This is a genomic window from Elusimicrobiota bacterium (assembly GCA_018816525.1).
GTDB lineage: Bacteria > Elusimicrobiota > Endomicrobiia > CG1-02-37-114 > XYA2-FULL-39-19 > OXYB2-FULL-48-7.
Window position 1 is genome coordinate 1 of record JAHIVV010000016.1, and the last position, 11,489, is coordinate 11,489.

Here is an 11,489-nt window from a genome sequence, read left to right on the forward strand (position 1 = left end):
GAGAATAGGAAGTAGGTCCGATGGTGTATGGGGTTTATATAAAGGGATTTTAGATGAAATTCGAATTTATAATCGAGAATTGAGCCAAACTGAAATACAAACAGATATGGGTTCAGGTCAACCCACTTACTCGATTAGCGGGTATATTAAAGATGTCAGTAGTGTTGCAGTTAGTGGAGTGACAGTGACTTTGAATGGTTCAGTAAGTGTTACAACCACAACTGCGGGTGATGGAAGTTACACTTTTAGAGGTTTATCATTTGGTAACTATACAGTTACCCCTACTAAAACCAATTGGAGTTTTGCCCCCACCTCTTTAAGTTACACCAATCTTACCAGTACACAAACAAATCAGAATATTGTTGGCACCGAAAACCAACCAACGACATATTCAGTGAGCGGTTATATAAAGGATAGCAGTGGGACAATAATTACAAGCGTTACAGTAACTTTAACCACAAGTGATGGGTTAACTGTAATTGCGTCAACTACGACTGATTCTAATGGTTACTATTTCTTTGCAAATCTTGTTGCAGGAAATTATAATGTTAACCCCGCCAAAACAGGTTACACCTTTGTTTTTATTAACATAACAATAGTTAATGTTAATATTACCAATCAGGACATTGCTTCAACTGGCGGCAGTAGCGGTGGCCCAAACAATACTTATTCAATTAACGGTTACATCAAAGACAATTCAAGTTCAGCGATTGTTGCTGTAAACGTTGCATTAACAGGAACTGTTTCGTTAAACACTACCACAGATGTAAACGGATATTACCAGTTTACGAATTTGTCTAACGGGGCCTATGTGGTTACCCCCACAAAAGACAGTTGGAGTTTTTACACATCATCTTTGACCTATGCCACTTTAACCAGTACACAAACTGACCAGAACTTTATAGGAACTCCCATTGCGCCGGTTATAACAACTTACTCAATAAGCGGTTCTATAAGCAATTCAACCGGAACAATGATTAGCGGAGTTACCGTTGCTTTAAGCGGGTCATCTACTACAATAGCTACTACAGCAAATGACGGTTCCTATTCATTTACAAATTTAGATGCCGGAGATTACACTTTAACACCGACAAAAGCTGGGTATACCTTTAATCCGGTAACTTTGTCTGCCGTTCTTGTCAGCAGTAATTTGACTGGAAAGAATTTTACTGCTATTCAAGTTATTGATAATCCCCCCTCTGTTTCAATTACTGTTCCAGGTAACAGGCAGGTTGTAAATGGAAACCTTAATGTAAAAGTTGAAGCTACGGATGACAACGGAATTTCAAAAATAGAATATTATATTGATAATGTTCTTAAACATACTGATGCAACGGCTGATAAACTGCATTGGCATTGGGATACTTCTGCTGAAACCGATGGCGAACATAGCCTGAAAGTGGTTGCCTATGACACTATAAACCAGACTGCCAGCGATCAAATTACGGCGATTGCACACCAAAAACCGGCTGATGTTAATATTATTGGAGAACTTAAACCTGTTGAGCCAATAGTTGAACCGGGTTCAGGTAAGAAAGCAAAAATAAAATTTAAAGTAGATTTACCGGCTAATCAGAAACAACTGGCGGGTGACAAAGCAAAAGTTCATGTGAGAATAACAATACACAATGTCCGCGGAACCTTAGTTAAGACGCTTGTCGATGAAGATATGCCGATTGGAGAATCTGAAACATTGTGGAATGGAAAGAATTTTGCAGAAGAAGTTGCTGCCAGCGGTGCATATATTGTAAGAATACAAGCAGGCGACTTTAAAGATATGAAAAAAATAGTTGTGGTAAAATAATATACTGTCTTCTAGGGGCAATGTTGAGCAATTGATTCAAAAGTAAAAAATCACAAATATTTCCAGATGGCGCTTTCCTAGAAGTGTCATCTGGAAAAAAAAGGAATTCTCTTGAAGCTAGGAATTCAAGTTTCAATTTTAATAGTTACACTAAATATTTTTACCCCCCTATTCGCAACCGAATCGAGTTTAGGCGGCACTGCAATTCTGGCCCAGCCTGTTGGAGCAAGGCAGATAGCAATGGGTGAAGCGTTTGTAGCAGTTGCTGACGACCTAAACACCATTTATTATAACCCTGCCGGATTAGCTAAAATTCAAAACGAAGTTAGCATGACTTATTTGCAGGGCTTGGTTGACACCTGTTATGCTTCATTGAGTTTTGGAAGAAGAATAAAACCCCTTACCAGTTTAGGCCTGAGTTTGTACCTGTTTCAGGGTGGTACTTTTGAAGTACCCCAGGATAATTCAACCTACCGTATGATTCGTATTCAGGATGATTACCTGCTTACCTTCAGTTACGCAGCCAGCAATTTCGATAAAGATTTATTAATAGGAACAAATTTTAAATTATTGCATTCTACACTTATAGAAAAATATTCGGCAACTGCATTTGCAGGTGATTTTGGGATTTTATATCTTCCGGATTTGCTAAGAGGAGTGTCAATTGGCGGTGTTATTCAAAATATTGGCACGGAGCTTAAATATGTTGATGTCGGCGATCCTCTGCCCTTGACCTATAGATTGGGAATTGGATATAAATTCCCCGGCCGTTTGTCAGGGCTAAAAATAGATATAGATTATGTAAAACTATTGAATTCCCCTTCCGGAATCAATACAGGAATAGAATATTTTCCCATGGAAAACCTTGGATTCAGGGCCGGGTATAGAATGTCAGAAAGCAATAATTATCTCTCTGTAGGGCTAGGTTTTGCTTTTAACGGCATAGGTTTTGATTACAGCCAGTCTTTGATGTCGGATTTTCAGGCCTTAAACCAGACAACATTCAGCATGGGGCCCGGGTCGTGGCTGTTTGGCAAAACAAATCCTTCAGTAGCAGGAGAAGAATCTTACAAAGCTCCGGAAAAAACAAGTTTTATAAACAACAATATTGGTTCTTTATTAGACAAGAGTCTTTCAGACCAGATTGAGGAAAGCTTACGGCCTATATTTGTTTATATAAGTGAAGGATATTATAAAGACGCCGGCAGAGAATTGGCTATTTTGATTTCCCAAAAACCTGATAATAAAACGTGGGATAAAATAGCTGAGAAATTAGGGTTGGTGGCTAATGTTGTTCCTGAGCTTACAGGGGACGACTTAATGTCGGTAATCGTAAGAAAAGGGCTATTATCATTTTTAAAACCGGTTGAAAATCCTCCCGATGCGTTAGTAAAAATTCATTATGCCATGGAAAACTCAATGGACAAGGAAATTTTCGCCCGGTTGTATTCTGTATTAAAAAACTACTATCCTGAACTTGCAAAAACCGATGAAATTCCCGCAGGGTTTACCCTGATAACTTACAAGTTATATAAATCCCTAAATTTCATTTACGACGGCCATTATGACAGCGCAATTAAAGAGGCGAATGAAGTGCTTGACCTGGAACCTGACAATATTCTTGCTTTAAAACGTTTGGGATCGGCCCTTTACTGTTTGGGAAAAGCTGAAAATAAGCCGGAAGCTGTTGAAAAAGCGCGGGATATCTGGAGAAGAGTGATTAAACTGTCTATCGACGATAAAGAGATAAAAGAGTTTCTTGAACAGAAGTGATTCGATTAATCAATTAATTGTTTAATCGAATTTTGAAAACGAGTTTGATATAGAAAAAGATTGTTTCTAAAACCTTCATTTTTGATTTCCCCTTTTTCAGGTCGTACCTCATTATAAGCCGGCAGTAAAAAATATATCATAAATTAGGCTCCAGGAACTTTCCTTTTGATATATATTCCTTAGCTCTTGAATATTCTTTGATGTCATAAAACAATTTTCCCAGGTAAAAGCAGGTCTGGGCGTTAAAGGGGTTTTGTTGCAGTGACAGGTTGAATTCATCAATAGCGCTCTTAATTAAAGCTCTCTTCTTAAATGCCTGGTGCCAATACAAATAACCTAATTCAGAACTATAAATGTAGTTTTCCCTGTCAAGAAATTGGGCGCTTTTTAACAGCAACTCTTTTTCCGGGTCATCGATATTTTTAGAAATACTTAAATTATGGTAGTTTTCAGGGTTTAGCGGGCTTAATTTGATAGCGGCCAGATAGTTTTTAGACTTAGCGTTTAAATCTGATAGAAATAAGGCTGAATATATTACGGTCATTATAATAAACAGTGGAATAATATAGGTTTTAATTTTTTCAACAGATAAAGCCTTAATCCTGCCTGACTTGTTTTGGGCAATCGCGAATAACAGGATTAATAGGAGTATATTGGCAGGAAGGTGTAAATTCATGTCAAAAAGGGCCTGAAATGCCAAAATTAGCGCTGGCAAGAGCAAATAGTCATATTTGTATAGTGCTCTAAAAAAAACAAATGTAAGCCAGAAGATAAGAAGAAATCCGGGAATCCCCATTTCCGCGGCAATTTGAAGAAATTCATTATGCGCAAAATTAGTATATTTTCCATATTTTATTGTTTCGTTTTCAACAGGAAAATTGTATTTTGGGAATATTTTCCCATAGTTGCCCAAACCTACTCCAAAAACCGGATTGTTTGCTGTCAGTTTAACTGCGGAAAACCACAACTGGTGCCTGTAATAAGCCAGAGGATCACCTATTTTTACATATTTTTTCGATATCGTGTTATTAAACAGGATTATTAACGAAAAAAGAATTAGGACACTGGCAAGCAGTCCTTTGAACCCGAATCTTTTCCAAAGCAAATAAAATATAATCAGAATGAAAATAATCAGTATACTTCTCGATCTTCCCGAAAAAACAGCCAAAATACCCAGTATTGAGCTGATGAAAAATAATGGTTTTTCATTTTTCTCTAAGGTTTCATAATGCAGAAGTATGTAAGTTAGAGAAAGAATTGTTAAAGAAGCTATAAAGCCCGAAACCATGTTTGGATTATCCGGAAATAAGCCGAAAGGTGTTTTTGCGAAATAATTTTGTGAAATAACAATAATACTTTGGATAATGTTTAAAAATAAGAGCGTTTTTACAGTTGATTTAGGACTGTTAAAAGTCAAAGCAAACGTTAAAAAAGAGATGTAAATAGCAATTTGTAGTACATTTTTAAATGTTGAATATAAACAGTTTGTTGTAAACAGGGTTACTAAAGCCCAAATAGCAATTAAAATTAAAGGAAGCATGACTTCGTTGCAATAAATGATGTTATTTAGAAATTTATTTTTCTTATAAACTAGTAAAAACAAACCGGAAAATAGTAATAATAACGAAATTATACTGAATTGGTATAATAGTTTCCCGCCGCCGAGGAATACAACAACAATAAAAATAATTATTGGCAAATATTTAATTAGTTTTTTTAGCATAGCAATATTTGTAAAATGTATTATAATCACTGGTTTTTTCTGAGTAAGTTAAAGCTTCATAGAGGTAAGATTTATAATGTGTTTTTTCATATTTGTCCAGGTAAATACTTGATAATTTTGAATAAGCCATCCAGATATTCGGTTTAATTGTTTTTGCTTTGATTAAATATTCTTCGGAAAGCTTATAGTCCTTGTCTGTATAAGCATTTTCAGCCATGTTATAAGCCCTGGTTGAAAGATAAATCTTCATAAAGCCGTTACAGTAAATTAATAATGGCATTACTAAAAGAGCTTTATTGAGCAGTGTTTTATTGCTGAATTGACTACTATTTTTTGGTTCATTAATAGAATCTTTCATTCCGTAAGCCAACAGGAACCAGAATAGAATACCATTTGCAAGAATATACAGGTTGTATTCAAAGATATTCTGAATTAGTATGGACAGCAGGCTGATTTTAATATAGGTGTTATTTATTTTTTTAAAAGAAAAATAAATAAGTGCTAAAAGGATTAAAAGCCCTGGTATGCCTACTTCACTGCAAAGCTGTAAGTAAAAATTGTGCGCAAAAATTGACGCCAGGGCGCTAGTTCTATATTTTGGGTAAACAAACTGAAAGGTGCCTAAACCCGTGCCGAAAATTGGGTTATCTTTAATGATTCTCAGGCAAGCTTCCCACCAAAGAAACCTATTTACCACGTCCGGTTCTTTAAGTTTAAAAGAAAGAAGAAACAGGAATATCGCCGCAGAAATAAACAGACCGCGCCAGCGGTACTTAATAATAAGCACAGCTGACAATAATCCGACAAAGCCCGACAGTGATTTGGTTAAAATTAAACATAAAACTGCTGATAAAAGCAGTAGTTGAATGAGCCCGCGCCGGATATTTATCTTTTGTTTTTGAATAGAAAATAGCAGAGGTACAATCATTACAAGGTATCCCGCTAATATATTGGGGTTTACCATAGTGCTGTCAGGCATGGATTTCTTTTGAATGAAATACTGATAAAGCCCGAAAATAACAATTATTGAAATAGCCGCAATTACAAATTTTATAGAATCTTCGGCATATTTTTTGGGTAAAGCAAGAATCATTATGAAAAGAGCTAAGTAATTAACCCAATTATGAAGTTCTAATTCTGTGTTGAATGTTATTTGCGACAGGATAGATGTCAATAAAATCCAAAAGAAAAGTACAAATGCCAGTGAAAATGTTTTATTTTGAGATTTTTCCGGTAAATAGTATGACAAAAAAAATAAAGCAAAAAAGACTGTCAGTAGATGTATTATGGTTTTAGTCCATACATCCCAGCTTGCATTTAATAATGGAGAAACAAATAATAGAATTCCTAAAATGGAAGTCGCAGTAGCGGCAAATGAGGGTTTCTTCACATTTTGTTTCTAATCTGGCAGGATTCGCGGAGTAATGAATACCAGCAATTCTGTCTTTGATGTGTTTTTTGATTTATATTGGAAAAGATATCCAAGAATCGGCAAATCACTTAGTACGGGTATTCTTTGAATACTGTCAATATCATTTTCTGTAATGAGTCCGCCTATTACAAGAGTGTCATTATCTTTAACCATTACTGTAACGTTGGTGGTACGGTTTCTCGTAGTTGGTGGCTGGCCGGCCGGGCTTAATTGGGGTACAGATACTCCCGGTAAAACCTTTAAAGTGATCCAACCGTCAGGGCTAATTGTGGGAGTCACAGTAAGAGTGATGCCGGCGTCCAAAAACTGCCAGCTTTCCTGGGATACGCCATTTGATACAATTGTAGATTTATAGGGAACTTTTTCTCCGGACGATATACTGGCTTCTTTGTTATTTATAGTTGTTACTTTTGGATTAGAAAGAATTTTTGCTTTACCGGAAGTGATTAGCGCGCCAAGCTTTAAGTTTAAAGCCTGATTTGCTGTAACATATCCAAAATTAAAATTCCCGCCAGCAGGGACAGGGATTGACGTTTTCAGTTCAGTAGCTTGTATTTTTGCCGCTGCAGCTATCGCAGGCTGGGCAGGACTAACACTGGCTGCATTTTGGCTGGCACCCGGCATTGATACTGCGCCATTTCCGGTTGCTTCAATGTTTTGAATAGACCAATTTACACCTAAGTCGGAAATGTCGTTTATTGTAACATCGACAATTTTTGCTTCGATAGATACCTGTTGAGGTTTGACGTCAAGTTCTTTAAAAAGTTTCTCAGCCATGTCTATTCCTTCAAGTGTTGCTGTTACGATTAATGAGTTTGTTCTTTGGTCAGTTGTTATGGTCCCTTTTATTTCCCTTGCGGCTAATACCGCTGAAATCTGACTTTGTATAACACCAGCTTCTGCGTAATTCATGGGGAACACTTTTGTGAATGTTATTTCTTTTTCTCTTTCAGCTTTAAGTGCAGATGGTGTTATGACTCTGATGATATTATCTGACACATCCATAGTCGTAAGACTTTTCAAGGCAAGCACTGTGCGGAAAGCCTGGTCAAAAGGTACGTTTCTAAGCGATACTGATACAGTGCCTGATACATCCGGCCCATAAATTATGTTTATTCCGCTCCTTATTGACATTACCTGAAGGACATCTTTTATATCGGCTTCTTGGTATTCCAGGGTAACAGGGGTTTTTGGAAGAGTCCCAGAGTTTCTGTTTGTTCCGCTATCTGAAGCTGTTTTTTTGGTTACAGTCTGTTTTTTCGTTATTGTTGTTTTCGATTTTTCTGATTTTTTAGGTTTTTCTACTTTTGCGGTTTCCTCATTTTTTTTAACTTCTGTCTGTTCAACTATTGCAGGTGTCTCAGTTTTTTGGGCAACTTCAACAGTTTTTTCTTCTGTTTGAGGTGTTTGTGCTGTTTCAGTTTTTGCGCTTTTTTTATCTGTTAGTAAAGCGATATTTATCTGGTTATCGGTTTGCACTGCTTCATAATCTACCATTTTAATCAGGTCAATAACTATCCTGGTTATTTTTGCGGGTTCATTTTGAAATTGCCCGCTTCTGATACGTTTAATTATACCGTTATTTACACTGATTTCTTTTTGTTTTAAGTCGTGCTCAGTATTAAACAATTCAGCGACTAACCTGGGCGGATTTGAAATTTTAAAAACATTGTATTTAACTGCATTTGAGGTAATAATTTTAATCGTGTTATGGTCCACTTTTAAACCGCTTAGTAAAGAAAAATCCTGTTTAACTGCCTGAGCAAAAAGCAGCGCAGTTACTAGCGAGATGCAAAATGCTAATAAAAAGCCTCTACGTTTGACGATTTTGTTAAAGTCAATTACTTTTTTCATTTGGTGTTTATCCCCCGTAAAAATTATTCGTTTCCAGAAAGTTTAAATGTTTTAGTGAATTTATCATCAGTAGACAGCGTTACAGACTTTCCTTCTATTGAACCGGTTATTCCTCTTATCAGCCTGTTGCGGCTATCAAACAATTTGCCGTTTTTTAATATGTAACTGCCCATAGGCCCGGATAGGATGGCCATTCTGGCATTTCTATCTATGCTTATTCCCTTTAAATCAAGTATTCCGATATTGGGTTTCTCTGCCTCGCCGCTAGCCTGCAATGATGCTGAAATCATTCGTTTTTCGGTCAAAGGTGCAAAAGGGTCCCGGTAAATTTCTCCGCTATATCTGTAAATTTCTTCAGCCTGTTTCGTTGGAATGACAATTTGGCGGGGTTTAGGCGGCTCAGTTTCCTGAACAACTGCTGCCTTTTTGCCGCATCCATAAGCTAAAGCGATACTTAAAAGTGCAAAAAATAATATGGATTTTTTATTTGAAAGTCTTTTCATCTTCCGCCTTTTGCCATATAAGCGATTAGTGTAAATGTCCCGCCAATAGTTGTTTTTTTATCAGTCCCTGCTTGGGCGTTCATTGACAAATCCCTGGTTGCAAGGAGCCTTTTTTCCTGGCCTATTTCGGCAAAGAAGTTAGCCAAAGAATGATAGCTCGCAGTATAAGTAATACCGAAGGGAATCTCATCATACTCGCTTGATGCTCCCGTCATAGTAGGCCGGGGTTGGAAATTTGATATTTTAATTCCAAATTTTTCTGAATCTTTTGCAATCCTGCGTATTAGATCGGGTATATCTTTGCTTTTAGGAAGCCTTTCCTGGAGCTCTTTTACTTCTGTTTCTAAAATTTGAGATTTTACTTTGAATTCCTCAAGCTGTAAAGATTCCCTTTTTGCCTGTTCTACCTGTTCAAGTGTTTCCTTTATTTTCCTTCTTTTTTCAGATATATCCCTGTTAACAGGGTTCAATAAAAAATTGAAATAAAGGAATATAAAAGCTACAACTCCAATGCCTATCGAAATGTATATTTGCTGTTCTTTTTTCATAGAATTATAACGCTTTATATGTGCAAGTTATTTGAAAAGAAAAAGTTTGCATCAGCCCGAAATTTGTTGTTATTCCGCCGATTTCAATATTGCTGTATTTTGGTGAAGATTGTAAATTAGATAAAAAATCAGCTATTGCAATATTGTCGTACGAAACACACGACATCGTTATTAAAAAACCGTCTGATGAGGAAGTCGTATTCATCGCGGTTAACCAAACGGGCTGCGGCAGTATCTGCATGAATTCTTCCATCAATTTTGGATAGAATAACCTGCCTTTCATTAAGTTCTGGATAGTGTTTTTCTTGGCTTCTAATATAGCGGTTATGCCTTTAAGCCTGTTAACTTCGTCCACTATGGTTTGGTATTTTTTTAATTCCTGCTGCAATACTGTAAGTTCGCCGGAGAGCTGCTTTGCGACAGTAAGCCTGTAAAAAAAGAAAATTATCGAAAAAGAAATTAGCGCACCCGCTCCAAGGCTTATGAGGATAGTAACCCTTTTTTTTGCTTCTTTTTGCAGTACCTCAGGCGGTATTAAATTAATTTTAATCATTTTTCGTTTATTTGTCTTGTGGCTAACCCGGTAGCAATGGCATATTCACCGATGTTTTCTATTTGCGTGTTTGGCGCTTTGTCAACTTTTCTCAGCGGGTTAAAAAATTCAGTTTGAAGTTTAAGTTCCTGCGAAAAATATTTGTCTATGTTTTTTAACGCTGATGCTCCTCCGCATAGCAAAACACGGTTTAAAACCTGATGCTCTCCTCTCTGTGAATAGAAGAAATCTATGGATCTATGAATTTCGCTTAACAAGTCGTGAGCAACAGGGGTCAACATATTTGAAATTTGCAATGCGTCTTTATTATCTTCCTTCAGGGCTGTTTCCTTGTCTTCGATGGTTACTAAAAGCCCGAATTTTTTCTTCAATTCCTCTGCTTTTTTGAAATCACTCTGGTAGTTTTTCTGCAATGCTTTAGTGAATGCGTTGCCGCCTATAAAAATATCCCTCACTACGCGGGATATGCCGTTTTCAATAATTGTTACATTTGTTACGTTAGCGCCAATATTAACCAAAATGGCCATTTCCTGGACTTGCGGGTCTTTGTTTATTTCATAACTGGATTCCAGGGCAAAAGCATCAACATCAATTATTATCGGATTTATACCCGCTTCCTGCAGAATTTCTATTTTAGTTTGGATTATGTCCTTTTTTGCGGCTACAAGAACTGTTTCGGTTTTTTTCTGGCCGTCTTCAGTTATTTCACCGATAATGTAAAAACCCAAATTCACCTCTTTTATGTCAAAAGGTATATAAGGCTCTGCTTCAAATTGAATACTTTTCGCAAGGTCTTCTTTGCTGATTTTTGGAAACTTTACGTATCTTACAACCACTGAACTGCCGGAAACGGAAATAGCGGCATTTTTTGTTGAAAGTTTTTCCTGTTTTATGTAGTCTCTGATGAGGGATGCAATTAAGTTTTTTTTCTCTATAGGATTTGAATCGGTATTGGCGATTTCTTCAGGGATTAGAATGGTTTTGTTTTTTACCAGGGTCCATTTGGTGCCGCTTCCTTTTAATTGTACGATTTTAATAGAATAGGAACCGATATCAACGCCTAGTATGTCTTTTGATCCAAAAATTGAAGAAATGTCAAAGTCTAGTTTCATAGAATTAAATGTATTTTATTAAATATCATATCAAATGTCAAATTCCCGCATCGCCCCAAGAACCGATATTGATTTTGGATCTTCTCCAAATCAGCAATTTCTTCTGAAAAAAAATGTTAAAATACCATTACATAGTTCAAACCTGGGAGGAATTTTGTCTTACTTCACCAAATTTCCGGGTAGTTAA

General features: G+C 36.6%; 9 protein-coding genes. 2 read left to right on the forward strand and 7 right to left on the reverse strand.

Translation table 11 applies throughout. The features are described 5' to 3' along the window. A partial coding sequence (locus tag KKH91_01890) for a DUF2012 domain-containing protein (GenBank protein ID MBU0951568.1) occupies positions 1 to 1,804 on the forward strand: 1,804 nt, incomplete at its 5' end. Positions 1,805 to 1,915: 111 nt separating this feature from the next. Next, positions 1,916 to 3,577: a PorV/PorQ family protein gene (locus KKH91_01895; GenBank protein ID MBU0951569.1), complete on the forward strand. Its 1,662-nt coding sequence runs from the start codon at positions 1,916 to 1,918 to the stop codon at positions 3,575 to 3,577. Between the two features lie 136 nt (positions 3,578 to 3,713). Here the strand turns inward: KKH91_01895 and KKH91_01900 are convergent, their stop codons facing one another. Genes KKH91_01900 through pilM form a run of 7 tightly spaced genes read right to left on the reverse strand, consistent with a single transcriptional unit; the run spans position 3,714 to position 11,302 of the window. After that, on the reverse strand, positions 3,714 to 5,300 hold the full coding sequence (locus KKH91_01900; GenBank protein ID MBU0951570.1) for an O-antigen ligase family protein: 1,587 nt from the start codon (positions 5,298 to 5,300) through the stop codon (positions 3,714 to 3,716). Then, on the reverse strand, positions 5,281 to 6,690 hold the full coding sequence (locus KKH91_01905) for an O-antigen ligase family protein (protein MBU0951571.1): 1,410 nt from the start codon (positions 6,688 to 6,690) through the stop codon (positions 5,281 to 5,283). Before KKH91_01905 ends, KKH91_01900 begins: the two co-directional genes overlap by 20 nt. A 9-nt stretch (positions 6,691 to 6,699) precedes the next feature. Next, a complete protein-coding gene (gene pilQ / locus KKH91_01910) occupies positions 6,700 to 8,586 on the reverse strand; it encodes a type IV pilus secretin PilQ (GenBank protein ID MBU0951572.1) in 1,887 nt (628 codons plus the stop codon). Between the two features lie 23 nt (positions 8,587 to 8,609). After that, positions 8,610 to 9,089: a hypothetical protein gene (locus KKH91_01915; GenBank protein MBU0951573.1), complete on the reverse strand. Its 480-nt coding sequence runs from the start codon at positions 9,087 to 9,089 to the stop codon at positions 8,610 to 8,612. Continuing rightward, on the reverse strand, positions 9,086 to 9,637 hold the full coding sequence (locus tag KKH91_01920; protein MBU0951574.1) for a type 4a pilus biogenesis protein PilO: 552 nt from the start codon (positions 9,635 to 9,637) through the stop codon (positions 9,086 to 9,088). The genes KKH91_01915 and KKH91_01920 overlap by 4 nt, the downstream gene beginning before the upstream one ends. Positions 9,638 to 9,641: 4 nt before the next feature. Beyond that, complete coding sequence (locus tag KKH91_01925; GenBank protein MBU0951575.1) at positions 9,642 to 10,190, reverse strand: PilN domain-containing protein; 549 nt, start codon at positions 10,188 to 10,190, stop codon at positions 9,642 to 9,644. Further along, the gene (pilM, locus tag KKH91_01930; GenBank protein ID MBU0951576.1) at positions 10,187 to 11,302 is read right to left on the reverse strand and encodes a type IV pilus assembly protein PilM; all 1,116 of its coding nucleotides are present in this window, start codon (positions 11,300 to 11,302) and stop codon (positions 10,187 to 10,189) included. The genes KKH91_01925 and pilM overlap by 4 nt, the downstream gene beginning before the upstream one ends. Between the last annotated feature and the right edge of the window lie 187 nt (positions 11,303 to 11,489).

What these genes read in the sequence shown, in the direction of transcription:
- KKH91_01900 (MBU0951570.1), bottom strand. Translation starts at nt 5,300, where the DNA reads ATGCTAAAAAAACTAATTAAATATTTGCCAATAATTATTTTTATTGTT.
- pilQ (MBU0951572.1), bottom strand. Translation starts at nt 8,586, where the DNA reads ATGAAAAAAGTAATTGACTTTAACAAAATCGTCAAACGTAGAGGCTTT.
- KKH91_01915 (MBU0951573.1), bottom strand. Translation starts at nt 9,089, where the DNA reads ATGAAAAGACTTTCAAATAAAAAATCCATATTATTTTTTGCACTTTTA.
- KKH91_01920 (MBU0951574.1), bottom strand. Translation starts at nt 9,637, where the DNA reads ATGAAAAAAGAACAGCAAATATACATTTCGATAGGCATTGGAGTTGTA.
- KKH91_01925 (MBU0951575.1), bottom strand. Translation starts at nt 10,190, where the DNA reads ATGATTAAAATTAATTTAATACCGCCTGAGGTACTGCAAAAAGAAGCA.
- pilM (MBU0951576.1), bottom strand. Translation starts at nt 11,302, where the DNA reads ATGAAACTAGACTTTGACATTTCTTCAATTTTTGGATCAAAAGACATA.